Below are 14,512 nucleotides of genomic sequence, written 5' to 3'. Positions count from 1 at the left end.
GAGAGTATGAATCTTATCAGAAAATTGGGCTGGTTTTTCAAACTGGAGAAAAAACGTTATATTATCGGAATTCTAGCCTTGTCTTTGGTTAGTGTTTTTAATTTAATTCCTCCTAGAGTAATTGGTGTGGTGATTGACCGTATTGCTAGCCGAAATCTAACGTCAGACCAGTTGCTTTTAAATCTTTTACTTTTGGTTGCTTCGGCCTTTATTATGTATGGTCTGCGATATCTTTGGAGGCTGTACATTTTTGGAACGGCAAATCATTTGGGACGACTTTTGCGTTCTCAACTCTTTGAGCACTTTACCCAAATGGCACCGTCTTTTTACCAAAAATATCGAACAGGAGATTTGATGGCGCATGCAACGAATGACATTAATGCAGTTGTAAGTGTAGCAGGTGGGGGTGTCATGTCGGCGGTAGACGCATCAATCACAGCACTGGTAACGCTGCTGACCATGTTTTTTGTTTTAGACTGGCGCTTGACTTTGATTGCTATTCTGCCATTGCCATTTCTTTCTTGGGGAACCAGTTTAATTGGACGAAAAAATCACGAGAGCTTTAAAGCGGCTCAGGAGGCTTTTTCTGACTTGAATAACAAGGTACAGGAAAGCGTTTCGGGGATTAAAGTGACGAAGTCTTTTGGCTATCAAAAAGCAGAAAGTTACTCTTTTGCTAGAACAAATCAGGATGTCTATGAGAAGAATATTTTAGCTGCTAAATACAATTCCCTCTTCGATCCTATGGTTCTGATTTTCATTGGCTTATCTTATGTGTTAACCTTGATTTTTGGGGGAATGTTCATCTCTAGAGGACAATTTACAGTTGGAGAGTTAGTGACATTTATTACTTATCTAGATATGCTGGTATGGCCTTTGCAGGCGATGGGCTATCTCTTCAACATCAGCCAAAGAGGAATGGTTTCTTATGAACGGATTGAGCGACTATTGGTAGAAAAATCGGATGTCGAAGAGACCAAAAACCCCGTTTTCCCTATAAAAAATGGCCGTTTGGTCTATGATATTCAGCGTTTTTCTTATGAAGAAACAACCACTTTATCCAATATTCATTTTGCATTAGAAAAGGGGCAGACGCTAGGAATTGTCGGACAAACAGGTTCTGGTAAAACAACACTATTACGCCTGCTCATGCGAGAACAGGATATTCAAGAAGGTGCTGTTTATCTGAATGATTACGATATTCGAGATTATAGCTTAAACGATTTGCGGAGTTTGATTGGTTACGTGCCGCAAGAACAGATTCTTTTTGCAATGTCGATTGCGAACAATATTCGTTTTGCAAATCCAGACTTGTCAGATGACGAAGTGATTCAAGCTAGTAAACTTTGTGGTCTTTATGAGGATATTATTGCCATGCCAGAAGGCTTTCAGACAATTGTCGGCGAGAGAGGAGTATCGCTTTCAGGAGGTCAAAAGCAACGTTTAGCCATGAGTCGAGCGCTCGTTCTGAAACCAGATATTTTAATCTTGGATGATTCTTTGTCTGCTGTTGATGCTAAAACAGAGCATTTGATTTTGGAAAATCTCAAGGAAGAACGAGACGGCAAGACGACGATTATTACTGCTCACCGATTATCAGCAGTTGTTCATGCAGATTTGATTTTGGTGATGGAGAATGGACGCATTAAAGAGCGTGGCACTCACCAAGAATTGCTGGCACAAAACGGTTGGTATGCGCATACTTATCACAACCAGCAACTGGCAGAAAGTCTGAAGGAGGAGTGATTATGAAAAAACAAACAACTTTTCATCGCCTTCTGACTTATATGTGGCGTTATAAATGGGTGAGCATTTTGGCACTTACTTTTATCTTTGCGACAACTTTGGTGACGACAGCTTTGCCGCTTTTGGCCCAGTATTTTATTGACCATTTTATCAGTCGTCGTCAGATTATGGCGGGATTTTATATTTTGATTCTCTATTATGCTCTCTTTCTTTTGAGGGTACTATTTACTTTCTTGGGACAGTATTCTTTTGCCCGTGTGGCATATAGCATTGTTCGCGATCTGCGTCAGGAGAGTTTTGAAAATATTGAGCGGCTACGTATGGCTTATTTTGATCAAACGGCTGCAGGAGCGATTGTTTCCCGTTTGACGAATGATACACAAGCGGTAGCAGATATGTTTAGTAGCATATTTTCAAGTTTTCTAAGTTCCATTTTTATTCTTGTTGTAACAGTAGTGACGATGTGCACCTTGAATTGGCGCTTGACAGGACTTATTGTACTCTTTTTACCAGTCATGCTGGGCTCCATTTTACTTTATCAACGCTTATCTAATCGTCTGCTAAAACTCGTCCGAAGCAAACTGAGCGATTTGAATGTCAAACTTTCTGAAAGTATTGAGGGGATGCGAATTATTCAGGCGTTTGGTCAGGAAAAACGCCTAATAAATGAATTTGAAACGATTAACGGCGAGCATTTGGAGTATACAGTTCGCTACCTCAATATCAATAGCCTTTTTCTGCGTCCAGCTATGTCTTTGCTGAAAATTTTAGCTTATGCGGTTATTTTAGCCTACTTTGGCTTTACTTGGCAGGTTGCAGGAGTGACAGCAGGAGTCATGTATGCTTTTATCCAATATGTCAATCAACTTTTCAATCCTCTGATTGATTTGATGCAAAATTACTCTATTTTGCAGACATCTATGGTGGCTGCAGACCGTGTTTTTGCAATCATAGACCGTAGAGACTATGAGCCCAATCAAGCTAATCTTCCATTGGAAATTACAGCTGGGAATATTGTATTTCGTCATGTTTCCTTTTCATACGACGGCAAGCGTGATGTTCTGAAAGATATTTCATTTTCAGTCAAGCAGGGGGAAACAATCGCCTTTGTCGGTTCGACTGGCTCAGGCAAGTCTTCAATCATCAATCTTTTTCTGCGATTTTATGAATTTGAAAGAGGAGAAATTTTAATTGATGATAAAAATATTAAGAATTACAGCCAAGCTGAACTGCGCCGGAATATTGGTTTAGTTCTTCAAGATCCTTTCCTCTATCACGGTACCATTGCTTCTAATATCCAAATGTATCAAGAAAATATGAGTCGAGAGGATATTGTAGAAGCTGCGAAGTTTGTGGATGCTCACGATTTTATTAATCAGCTTCCTGCAGGTTATGACAGTTCCGTAACTGAGCGAGGTGCGACTTTTTCAAGTGGACAAAGGCAATTGCTAGCTTTTGCCCGAACAATCGCTACCAAGCCTAAAATCTTGATTTTAGACGAAGCAACTGCTAATATTGATTCGGAGACTGAAGAACTTATCCAAACTTCACTGAAAAAAATGCGCCAAGGACGAACAACGATTGCCATTGCTCACCGGCTGTCTACCATTCAGGACGCTAACTGCATTTATGTCATGGAGCAGGGGCGTATTGTCGAATCCGGCACACATGAAGAGCTTCTAGCGCTTAAGGGAACCTATTATAAAATGTATCAGTTGCAAGCTGGAATGATGAAAGAAGAGTGATATGTTAAAGAAGAGGCTGTGCAAAAAGTGTCACAGCTTCTATCAGATTTAGTAATAAACGAAGAACGCAGTAGGTGATTGGACTCTTCATTCGCTTTTCAAGCTCAGAAGAGGACCTAATCACCCTTGCGGGGGTAGAACTACGAACTAAAAATTTTCGATTTTTAGTTCTGTCCCACTCCCTTATAAATATTCATTTAAGTGTTCTAAGGTTTTTTCTAGATCCTCGTATTTAATTTTTGCGTATTGATAAGGACAATCCTGTATATAGCTTGCTTCAAAAAAATCCAATGGCAGATTGCTATGTTTGAGGGAGCTGACAGATTTAAGTCCACGTAAATCTAGTAAGATACCATCCCTATTGATAAAGTGGGAAAGTTTGAGCTGATTTTGGCTTAAAAGTTTTCTAGCTCTCGTCAATTCTTTTTCTTGTTGATTGAGAAGAGAGAGACGATTTTTTTCAAACATGAGATTGTCAATATAAAGGGATAGAGCTTTCTGCATGATGAGATTGCTGTCGTAGTCTACTGCTTTTTTGTAGGTAATAAAAGTAGACTGAATAGCTGGAGGAAATAGCAAAGCTGTTATCCGAAGGGCAGGGAAGAGGCTGGTAGAAAAAGATTTGATATAGATAACATGCTGGCTATCGTCCAAGTAATGGAAGGTCAGTCCGCGTTTGCTGTCAAAGTCAGCCAAATAATCATCTTCTATGATATAAACATCATAAAGCCGAGCAAGACGAATGATTTCTTCCTTCTCCTTTCGACTGTAAGAATGCCCCAAGGGATAATGAAAGCGCGGGATAGTATAGAAGAATTTGATACGACCAGATTGAAAAATCCGCTCCAATTCTTCTAAATCAATCCCTTCTGGAGTTCGCTCAATTGTTTGATAAGGAAGTTGTTGCGCAGTTAGCAAATCGTTTATCCGATGGTAGGTCGGCTGCTCAACTAGAATTTCATATTTTTTATTTGGAAAGACAATTTGCGAAAGAATATAAAGAGCTTGCTGGGTACCAGATGTCAGAACGAGCCTGTCAGCAGAGGTGTAGATAGCTGAATCCAGAAGCAGCTGCTGGACAGATTGTCGTAAGTCTTCCAGCCCTTCTTGCTGAGAAAAGTAGTTAAAAAGATAATTCTCACGTCCAATCAACGTTTCATTGAGACAAAGTCGAAAGTCTTCATAAATTTGGTAGTGGTCATCTCTGACGGTTAATTCTATGTCCTGCTGGTCTTCCAGACTATTTTCCAGTACATAGTAGCCACTTTTAGGAACCGCATAGATATACTTCTGATATTTCAACTCTATCAGTGCCTTCTGGGATGTGTCTTTGCTACAGCGATAGTCGTCTGCCAGCTGACGGACAGAAGGAATCTTTTGTCCCTTGGACAATTTCCCACTTTTAATATCTTGGCTAATCTGATCTATGATACATTGATACTTAGTTTTTATCATCTTAACTGTCCCCATACAGAAGAATTTTTTCTCTATTGTAACGTATTTTGAAATCTTTTACAATCAGGAAATGATGTATGGTATTTGTTATTGACGGTAGCGATTGAAATATTTTTAAATTTTAAAACATTTTGCTTATTATTATGTTATAATGTGTATGATAGCGCTTTAAATATGATTTGTAGCAAAATTTTTATAAAAGGAGAGCATCATGAACGGTTTGGTTTTAGGATTGGATATCGGTATTGCATCTGTCGGAGTAGGAATTTTAAATAAAGAAACAGGTGAAATTATTCACGCTAATTCGAGAATTTTTCCTGCTGCAACTGCCGATAGCAATGTAGAACGTCGTGGATTTAGACAAGGCAGAAGACTTGGTCGAAGGAAGAAACATCGCAGCGTTCGCTTAAACGACCTTTTTGAAGAATTCGGTTTTGTAACAGATTTTTCTGATGTCCCTTTAAACTTAAATCCTTATATTCTGCGTGTGAAAGGTTTGAGTGAGGAATTAACAATTGAAGAGTTGTTTATTGCGCTTAAAAATATTATTAAACGGCGTGGTATCAGCTATTTGGATGATGCTAGTGAAGATGGAGAAACAGCTTCCAGTGAATATGGAAAAGCAGTTGAAGAAAATAGAAAATTACTTACCGATAAGACTCCTGGACAAATTCAATTAGAACGCTTTGAAAAATATGGACGGGTTCGCGGTGATTTCACTGTAGTTGAGAATGGCGAAAATCATCGCCTCATTAATGTTTTTTCAACCTCTTCTTATAAAAAAGAAGCTGAAAGGATTTTGAAAAAACAACAGGAATATAATCAAGATATTTCAGATGAATTTATTCAAGACTATTTAACAATTTTGACCGGTAAACGCAAGTATTATCATGGTCCTGGAAATGAAAATTCAAGAACGGACTACGGACGCTTTAGAAAAGATGGAACAACTTTAGAAAATATTTTCGGTATTTTAATTGGAAAATGTACTTTTTATCCTGATGAATATCGAGCAGCAAAGGCGTCATATACCGCGCAGGAATTTAATTTGCTCAACGACCTCAATAATTTAACAGTTCCAACTGAAACGAAAAAATTAAGACCAGAACAAAAGCGGCAGATTGTCGAGTATGCTCGAACTGCAAAAACTTTAGGAACTCCAACTTTACTGAAATATATTGCTAAGTTAGTAGATGGTTCTATTGATGACATAAAAGGATATCGGATTGATAAATCTGATAAACCGGAGATGCATACTTTTGACGCCTATCGTAAAATGAGAACACTAGAACTGGTGGATGTCGATATATTATCAAGAGAAACCTTGGATGATTTAGCGCACATTCTAACCTTGAACACAGAAAGTGAAGGTATTTTAGAAGCTCTTAACAGTAAAATGCCTGGTACATTTACCAAAGAGCAGATTGATGAGTTAATTCAGTTTAGGAAGAAAAACAGTGCGGTATTTGGAAAAGGTTGGCATAATTTTTCTCTTAAGTTAATGAATGAATTGATTCCGGAGCTTTATGAGACTTCAGAGGAGCAAATGACTATTTTGAATCGTCTAGGTAAACAAAGAAGTAGAGAAATTTCAAAACGAACTAAATACATAGATGAAAAAGAATTAACAGATGAAATTTATAACCCTGTTGTTGCCAAATCTGTCCGTCAGGCTATTAAAATCATCAACTTAGCGACCAAAAAATATGGCATTTTTGATAATATTGTCATTGAAATGGCGCGTGAAAGCAATGAAGATGATGAGAAAAAAGCAATTCAAAACGCCCAAAAAGCCAATGAAGATGAAAAGAAAGCAGCAATGGAAAAAGCTGCTGATCTATACAATGGTAAAAAAGAGTTACCAGACAGTATTTTTCATGGACACAAAGAGTTAGCAACCAAAATTCGCCTTTGGCATCAACAGGGAGAACGCTGCCTTTATACAGGAAAGAACATCTCTATTCATGATTTAATTCATAATCCACATCAGTATGAAATTGATCATATTCTGCCGCTTTCACTTTCTTTTGATGATGGCTTAGCCAATAAGGTTCTGGTGCTAGCAACAGCTAATCAGGAAAAGGGACAGAGAACACCATTCCAGGCTTTAGATAGTATGGATGATGCGTGGTCTTACATAGAGTTCAAACAATATGTCAGGAATTCTAAAAGCTTAAGTAATAAGAAAAAAGACTATCTGCTGACCGAAGAAGATATCAGCAAGATTGAAGTAAAACAAAAATTCATTGAGCGCAATCTCGTGGACACACGTTACTCATCACGGGTAGTCCTAAATACTTTGCAGGAATTTTACAAAACAAATGATTTCGATACAAAAATTTCGGTTGTTCGTGGTCAATTTACATCACAACTGAGAAGAAAGTGGAAAATTGAAAAAAGTCGTGATACCTATCACCACCACGCAGTAGATGCTCTCATCATCGCGACCTCCAGTCAGTTGAGACTCTGGAAAAAGCAGAATAATCCTTTGATTTCTTATAAAGAAGGGCAGCTTGTAGATCCTGAAACGGGAGAGATTCTTTCACTGACAGATGACGAATATAAGGAACTTGTTTTCAGACCACCATATGATTATCTTGTAGATACATTGAAGAGCAAATCGTTTGAAGACAGTATCTTGTTTTCTTATCAAGTGGATTCTAAATATAACCGAAAAATATCAGATGCTACAATCTATGGAACTAGAAAAGCTCAGTTGGGGAAAGATAAGCAGGAGGAAACTTATGTACTTGGAAAAATTAAGGATATCTATTCTCAAAAGGGCTATGAAGATTTTATCAAGAGATATAAGAAAGATAAAACTCAATTCTTGATGTATCACAAAGATCCACAGACCTTTGAAAAAGTTATTGAAGAAATTCTTAAAACCTATCCTGACAAAGAGTTAAACGAAAAGGGTAAAGAAATTCCCTGCAATCCTTTTGAAAAGTACAGACAAGAAAATGGACCTATTCGAAAATACAGCAAAAAAGGCAAAGGCCCAGAGATTAAAAGCCTTAAGTATTATGATAATAAACTTGGCAATCACATTGATATTACTCCTGTAAACAGTCAGAACCAGGTTGTTTTGCAGTCCTTGAAGCCTTGGCGGACAGATGTTTATTTTAATCCCCAGACTTCCAAATATGAATTGATGGGATTGAAATACTCAGATTTAAGATTTGAAAAAGGGAGTGGAAGCTACGGTATTTCACCTGAAAAATATAATAAAGTCAAAGCAAAAGAAGGGGTGGACGAGGATTCAGAATTTAAATTTACTTTATATAAGAACGATTTGATTTTGATAAAAGACACCGAAATTGGAGAGCAGCAGTTGTTTAGATATCTTTCAAGAAATGATGGAGGTTCAAACAAAGCTCAGATTAAACCGTATAAAAAGGCGGAATTTGAACCTAAAGAGAAACTGATGAGTATTTTAGGTAATGTTCCAAACAGTACCTCTCAATGCGTAAAAGCACTTAATAAAACTAACATCTCCATCTATAAAGTTAAAACAGATGTTCTTGGTAATAAATATTTTATTAAAAAAGAGGGTGATCAACCACAGCTCGATTTCAAGAAAAAAATTTAAAAAAAGAGTTGCAAACGCTTTTGCAATGTATTATAATAGTGACTGTAAGGGACGCCTTACACAGTTACTTAAATCTTGCAGAAGCTACAAAGATAAGGCTTCATGCCGAAATCAACACCCTGTCTATGACGGGGTGTTTTCGTGTTGTAAAGGAGTTTTTATGACGTGGAGAATTGTACATATCTGTCAAAGTGAAAAGATGAGACTAAAATTAGACAATTTGTTAATAAAGAAAATGGGGGAAGAGTATACAATCCCTTTAAGCGATATTTCAATCATAGTAGCTGAAGGTGGTGATACTGTCGTTACTCTTCGGTTGTTGAGTGCTTTAAGTAAGTATAATATCGCCTTAATTGTATGTGACAATGAACACTTACCAACGGGAATTTATCATTCTCAAAATGGGCATTTTCGGGCCTATAAACGACTGCAAGAACAGTTGCTCTGGTCTCAGGAACAAAAAGATAAGCTCTGGCAACTTGTTACCTATTTTAAAATCAATAATCAGCAGGATGTTTTGGCAATGTTTGAAAAGAATCTTGATTGTATCCAATTGTTAGCGGATTATAAGGATCATATTGAACTAGGAGATAAGACAAATCGAGAAGGACATGCCGCTAAGGTCTATTTCAATGAATTATTTGGCAAGAAGTTTATCCGTGTAACTCAGCGAGAATCAGATGTCATTAATGCGGGGTTGAATTACGGATACGCCATTATGCGAGCACAGATGGCAAGAATCGTTGCTGGATATGGACTAAATGCTTTAATTGGAATTTTTCATAAAAATGAATACAACCAGTTCAATCTGGTGGATGATTTAATGGAACCTTTCCGCCAAATTATTGATGTTTGGGTTTATGAACATTTGAGAGATGAAGAATATTTAAAATATGAATTCCGCTTGGCTTTAACAAATCTACTGAACGCAAAAATTAAATATGGCAAAGAAACCTGCTCGGTCACAGTTGCAATGGACAAATATGTAAAAGGTTTTATCAAATGTATTGCTGATAAGGATACAACAAAGTTTTACTGTCCAATAGTTTCTAGTTTGGAATGGAGTATGTAATGAGGTATGAAGCGATGAGATTATTATGTTTCTTTGACTTGCCAATGGAAACCAATCAGGAAAAACGAACCTATCGTAATTTTCGCAAAGAATTGATTGCCAATGGGTTTGAAATGCTGCAGTTTTCTGTATATTATCGAACTTGCCCAAACAGAAGTTTTGCCAGTAAATTTTATAAAAAGCTGAAACAAAGCAATTTACCAAGTGGCAATGTCCGTTTACTAGCTGTTACAGAAAAACAATTTTCAGAAATGGTCTTGATTATCGGAGGGAAGACCAAGCAAGAAGAAGTAATAAGTGATAATAAGCTGGTGATTATATGAAAATGAATTTTACACATCCTTATAGAGAGAATTTATCTATTAATTTTGGCCCGTTTACTCAAATAGTGGGAGATAATCAGCAATTAAAATACTATATGTGGCAGCTCTTAATTTGGTATTTCAACGGTAAAAAGTATAATGTAGAAGACTTGAACCTTTTTGGACAAATGGAACCAGAAATTACCGAAGAGAATACGATTTTTAAAAGAACAGATTACAAGATTATTTCTATTTCAGATATCCAAGATTTAATCGAGCAAATGGATTATAAAAAAGGGACTGTAGCGTTTGATTTTTTGAAGTCAAAACTAGATAATCTTGAAATAATGGAACAGATAGATTATATCAATGATAAGCTGGATCAAATTTCAATGATTGTAAATAAACGTTTGAATTTTCAAATTGAAGATATACATTACCATACAGAAAGTCAGTATTTTACAACTGAGCAGCTGATTCTTAAGAATTTTTTACCTTATTTTGGGTTCAAAGATAAGAATATATCGTTTGAATTTGTCGAAAATGAAACGAAATTTATTATTTTTATGCAAATGCTAGAACAGTTGATTCAAGGCCAGACCAATCGTATTTTGCTCGTCCTTAGAAATATGGACGATTACTTAAGTTATTCCTCATTTGTAAAATGTTGTGAGCAATTACAGAGAATGGCCGACAATTACAGTAATTTTAGTGTCATTATTTTCCCGTCAAATGAAGGCTATCTTTATTTGAATCGCGAGAATATGGAATACGTCAATGTTGTTTCTGATTTGGTTGAACATTTTTATGAATTTTCTTTTATGTATGAAAGGTTTAGTGGTCAATATCCTACTAACGACGTACCTACAGAAGATGATTTCATCGTCTCTTTGCAAAAGATTTCACCATATTTATTTAGTAAAGACGTGACACATATGAGTTTATCTATCCAAGATATAGTAACCTTGAAAATTATGAACAGTTTATACCATTATAACAAGAAAATTCATTTTGCTTATAATCCACCTACTCAATTATTAATTAATTTTTTAAAAAATTAAGATTGACAAGCTCATCAAAGGACTTTATAATCAATGTAAGGGTACAAAAATCAAAAAATTTTTTAATTTGAGGTTTTTGTACTCTCAAGATTTAAGTAACTGTACAACAATGGAGCCGGTGGGAGAATCTGAAAGGCTGTTTTTGTACTCTCAAGATTTAAGTAACTGTACAACTTTGGTGACGGAATTTTCCAAGAAACCACGTTTTTGTACTCTCAAGATTTAAGTAACTGTACAACTTCGCAAGGAGTTTGTCACCATTTTCTGCCGTTTTTGTACTCTCAAGATTTAAGTAACTGTACAACATATTTGGCAGAAATATTCAACGGCAATGGGTTTTTGTACTCTCAAGATTTAAGTAACTGTACAACGGAAGTTGTTCCAGCTGACTTGCCAGAACCGTTTTTGTACTCTCAAGATTTAAGTAACTGTACAACCCAAATGATTTATAGGTCTATTGACCGTGTGTTTTTGTACTCTCAAGATTTAAGTAACTGTACAACGTCATTAAAGATTTTAAGCCGTGGGCAATCGTTTTTGTACTCTCAAGATTTAAGTAACTGTACAACTGATTGATTTTGTGACCGGCACATTAGCCGGTTTTTGTACTCTCAAGATTTAAGTAACTGTACAACAATTTTGTTTTACGGATTGAACCGAATGCTGTTTTTGTACTCTCAAGATTTAAGTAACTGTACAACTTCAGCATAATCTCATAGTTATCCTTATCCGTTTTTGTACTCTCAAGATTTAAGTAACTGTACAACAGTTAGCATAAGAGCACAATGAAGAAGCAAGTTTTTGTACTCTCAAGATTTAAGTAACTGTACAACTGCTTTTGAAAAAAATAAAAAGATTATTCTGTTTTTGTACTCTCAAGATTTAAGTAACTGTACAACTACATTAGGAATTGTTTGATGTAAAAGAATTGTAATCTAATAGTTATCTGAGTAATACATTAGCGGAATTGTAATTTAGGCTGAAATGGTTTATAATGAAAAGTAGCAAGTATATTAGGAGACCGTCTAATGGAGAGAAAAATTAAAAAATCGGTAGTTGCGACCGGTTTAGCTGCAACCACTATTATTTCAGGCAGTTTATCACATCAAGTAAATGCCGAAGAAGTAAAAACACAATCTACTAAGCCAAAGACATCTGAAAAAATCACCAAACCAGTTACAGAAACAGATGTTCAATCAGCAAAGTTGCAAGCCGATGCTACAAAGGTTCAGACAGATGCTCAGCAAAAAGTTGTAGAGCAAGTTAAAGGGGATGTAAATACTTCAAAGGACGCGGTAGCAGATAGCGAAAAAGCTGTTGCAAATGCTAAGGCAGAAAAGAAAGAAGCAACTCCAGAAGTTATTGAAACCGCAAAAGAAGAAGTGGCGACATCAGAGAAGGCGGTTACAACAGAGGAAAATAAGGTTCAAGAAGCAGAACAGTCTGAAACAAAGGCAAAAGAAGCTGTTAAAAATCAAGAAAATGTTGTTGCAGGGCAACAATCACTTGTTGATGTAGCACAACGTGAATTAGATACAGCAAAAGCTCCGGTCGCAAATGAGCAGCAAGAGCTCAACCAAGCACAAGATTCAGAAAAACAAGCAGAAAAAGATTTAGCAGAAAAGCAAAATAATCTTGCTAAAGTGAAGGAAGAAGTTGCTAATCTTCCTAAAGAAATCAATTCAGCTACCGAACAAGTCAAGAAAAGTGAGCAAAAAGTTGCAGAAAATCAAGCAGCTATTGATCAAAAAGCCACTGAAGTAGCTCGTGCCGAACAGTCAGCTGATAATAGAAGAAATGTTGATTTAAGCAAAGCAACCTACGGTGAATTTTTACAACACGCTAAAACAAATGGAGCCAACCAAGCGATTCGTAATGCAGCTGCTGAAGCTCTAACAACTTATGAAAGAGCTAAACGTGAAGACGGTATTACAGTTGGTTCTGACACAACAAGCCCAGCAACTTTAGAAAATAATTTAAAAGCAATTGAGTTAGTTAGAGCGATCAATGCTTATCGTAGACAAGCTGGATTAAAAGAATTATTAATTGATCCTTACAAAAATCCAGCCAGCCAAGTCCAAACTCTTTATTTTGAAAGAGCAGATTGGCATATGGGCAAATATTTGAGAAATGAAAATGTAGCGATTAGTTTTACTCCGAAAGGAGCCGTTGACTTCTGGCATAAGGAAAAATCTATCTATATGGCTGAGGCAGCTAAGTATGGCTTAACAACCAATGAGCGAGACATTGATTCCAATCAAATTTATACCACCTTACGTAATCGTGGTCAACTTACTTTCTTCTATAGAGTTGGTCACTATCTTCAAATGATGGATAAAAACTTTAATACCATTTCAGCTGCATATGATCAAGTTCCAAATCAATACAGCAATGTATATGGAACGTCTGAAGTTGGATTCTATAACGATCATAATTTTAATGCGCGTGTTAATAATGGCACTCTTCTTAGCGCAGATGCGTATGAGCAAGCAATCCGTAATTTTGCTGGTGCTGCAAAAGCTGCAAATGCACAAGCAACAGCAGCGAAAAAACAATTAGGCGTGTTGCGAGCTCAAAGAACGGGTTATGTATCTACTTTAAATATTCAAAAAGCAAAATTAGCAGACCTTCAAAAGTTGGCTGCGAATCGTTCAGCTGCCCTTGCTACTGCGAATGCTGGAGTGATTACAGCAGAAGCTGCTTTGACAAAAGCAAAGCAAAATGTCGCGGTAAAACAAGCAACTTTGGAGCGCGCTACTGCAGCTATTGCGTCCAAGTTAACACCAAAACAAGTAGCTTTAGAAAAAGCTCAAAAAGTGCTAGATAGTGCTAAAAATAAATTAGCAGAACTCAAGAAAGTCTTAATTACAGCAGAATTAAACGTTGCCAAGACAAAAGCTGCTTTGCAAGCTAGTCAAACCAAGCTAAAAGAAGCACAAGATAACTTGGAAAAATTACAAAATGCACCACAAGCACTTGAAGCAGCTCAAAAGGCTCTTCAAGCTGCACAAGTCGACTATGCTGCTAAGGTTAAAACGTTAAAAGATGAAGAAGCAAAACTAGAGATTTCTCGCTCAATTTATACCAAGTTACAAGAAAACTATGAGCAATTGAGAAGTCAACTTCCTCCGAAGGCTCAAAAAGAAACATATGGAGAAGTACAAAAGTTACACTTATCTAGAACTTACCAACCAAAACCATTGTTAGTTAGACAACAAAATACTGGTCAAAAAGTTCTGCATGCTACAGGTACTAAAGCAGATCAGGTTGCTGCATTAGGTTTGCTACTTGGTTTAGGAACTCTAGCTAGTGCTCGCCGTCGTAAAAGAAATAACGAAGATTAAATAATTGAAGATTTTAGAAAAAATCTAATCTTTCTTCCCAAAGACAAACAACTCTGTTTTTGAGTGTTTGTCTTTTTTTAATCAAGACAATCAAAAGCAAGCATTGAAAACCGCAGCTTTTGTCTACCAACTCTCCCACAGTATCTATCATTTTGAGAATCAGCACAAAAATAGTATAATAAATTGTATTCTCTT

8 protein-coding genes and 1 CRISPR repeat array are annotated in these 14,512 nt (G+C 36.5%); of the genes, 7 read left to right on the top strand and 1 reads right to left on the bottom strand.

Annotation, left to right across the window (positions count from 1 at the left end; all coding sequences use genetic code 11):
- Nucleotides 1–6: 6 nt before the first annotated feature.
- Nucleotides 7–1,746, top strand: coding sequence for an ABC transporter transmembrane domain-containing protein (locus tag ABKA15_RS04530; RefSeq protein ID WP_049508264.1), 1,740 nt, complete (start codon nucleotides 7–9; stop codon nucleotides 1,744–1,746).
- A gap of 2 nt (nucleotides 1,747–1,748) precedes the next feature.
- A complete protein-coding gene (locus tag ABKA15_RS04525; RefSeq protein ID WP_049513343.1) occupies nucleotides 1,749–3,491 on the top strand; it encodes an ABC transporter ATP-binding protein in 1,743 nt (580 codons plus the stop codon).
- Between the two features lie 183 nt (nucleotides 3,492–3,674).
- Here ABKA15_RS04525 and ABKA15_RS04520 read toward each other — a convergent pair whose 3' ends face one another.
- Nucleotides 3,675–4,961 carry a PLP-dependent aminotransferase family protein gene (locus ABKA15_RS04520; protein ID WP_049513342.1) on the bottom strand — a complete coding sequence of 429 codons (1,287 nt, stop codon included), beginning with the start codon at nucleotides 4,959–4,961 and terminating at the stop codon, nucleotides 3,675–3,677.
- Nucleotides 4,962–5,157: 196 nt separating this feature from the next.
- Here ABKA15_RS04520 and cas9 point away from each other — a divergent pair, with 196 nt between their 5' ends.
- From cas9 to ABKA15_RS04495, 5 genes are all read left to right on the top strand, one after another.
- A complete protein-coding gene (gene cas9 / locus ABKA15_RS04515) occupies nucleotides 5,158–8,538 on the top strand; it encodes a type II CRISPR RNA-guided endonuclease Cas9 (RefSeq protein WP_186832735.1) in 3,381 nt (1,126 codons plus the stop codon).
- A gap of 160 nt (nucleotides 8,539–8,698) precedes the next feature.
- Complete coding sequence (gene cas1 / locus ABKA15_RS04510; protein WP_037619531.1) at nucleotides 8,699–9,610, top strand: type II CRISPR-associated endonuclease Cas1; 912 nt, start codon at nucleotides 8,699–8,701, stop codon at nucleotides 9,608–9,610.
- Nucleotides 9,610–9,933 carry a CRISPR-associated endonuclease Cas2 gene (cas2, locus tag ABKA15_RS04505; RefSeq protein ID WP_037590192.1) on the top strand — a complete coding sequence of 108 codons (324 nt, stop codon included), beginning with the start codon at nucleotides 9,610–9,612 and terminating at the stop codon, nucleotides 9,931–9,933. The genes cas1 and cas2 overlap by 1 nt, the downstream gene beginning before the upstream one ends.
- Nucleotides 9,930–10,973: a CRISPR-associated protein Csn2-St gene (csn2-St, locus tag ABKA15_RS04500; protein WP_049513336.1), complete on the top strand. Its 1,044-nt coding sequence runs from the start codon at nucleotides 9,930–9,932 to the stop codon at nucleotides 10,971–10,973. Before cas2 ends, csn2-St begins: the two co-directional genes overlap by 4 nt.
- Nucleotides 10,974–11,045: 72 nt before the next feature.
- Nucleotides 11,046–11,872: direct repeats of the CRISPR family, unit length 36 nt; unit sequence GTTTTTGTACTCTCAAGATTTAAGTAACTGTACAAC.
- Nucleotides 11,873–12,001: 129 nt separating this feature from the next.
- Complete coding sequence (locus tag ABKA15_RS04495; RefSeq protein WP_049513334.1) at nucleotides 12,002–14,317, top strand: CAP domain-containing protein; 2,316 nt, start codon at nucleotides 12,002–12,004, stop codon at nucleotides 14,315–14,317.
- Nucleotides 14,318–14,512 lie beyond the last annotated feature (195 nt).

The sequence above is a fragment of the Streptococcus sp. KHUD_010 genome, from assembly GCF_040207525.1.
GTDB lineage: Bacteria > Bacillota > Bacilli > Lactobacillales > Streptococcaceae > Streptococcus > Streptococcus hominis.
This window is presented reverse-complemented; position numbering and strand designations above follow the sequence as displayed.

Coding starts and splice junctions, on each gene's coding strand:
- ABKA15_RS04495 (WP_049513334.1), top strand. CDS start 12,002: ATGGAGAGAAAAATTAAAAAATCGGTAGTTGCGACCGGTTTAGCTGCA.
- cas9 (WP_186832735.1), top strand. CDS start 5,158: ATGAACGGTTTGGTTTTAGGATTGGATATCGGTATTGCATCTGTCGGA.
- cas2 (WP_037590192.1), top strand. CDS start 9,610: ATGAGGTATGAAGCGATGAGATTATTATGTTTCTTTGACTTGCCAATG.
- cas1 (WP_037619531.1), top strand. CDS start 8,699: ATGACGTGGAGAATTGTACATATCTGTCAAAGTGAAAAGATGAGACTA.
- ABKA15_RS04525 (WP_049513343.1), top strand. CDS start 1,749: ATGAAAAAACAAACAACTTTTCATCGCCTTCTGACTTATATGTGGCGT.
- ABKA15_RS04530 (WP_049508264.1), top strand. CDS start 7: ATGAATCTTATCAGAAAATTGGGCTGGTTTTTCAAACTGGAGAAAAAA.
- csn2-St (WP_049513336.1), top strand. CDS start 9,930: ATGAAAATGAATTTTACACATCCTTATAGAGAGAATTTATCTATTAAT.
- ABKA15_RS04520 (WP_049513342.1), bottom strand. CDS start 4,961: ATGGGGACAGTTAAGATGATAAAAACTAAGTATCAATGTATCATAGAT.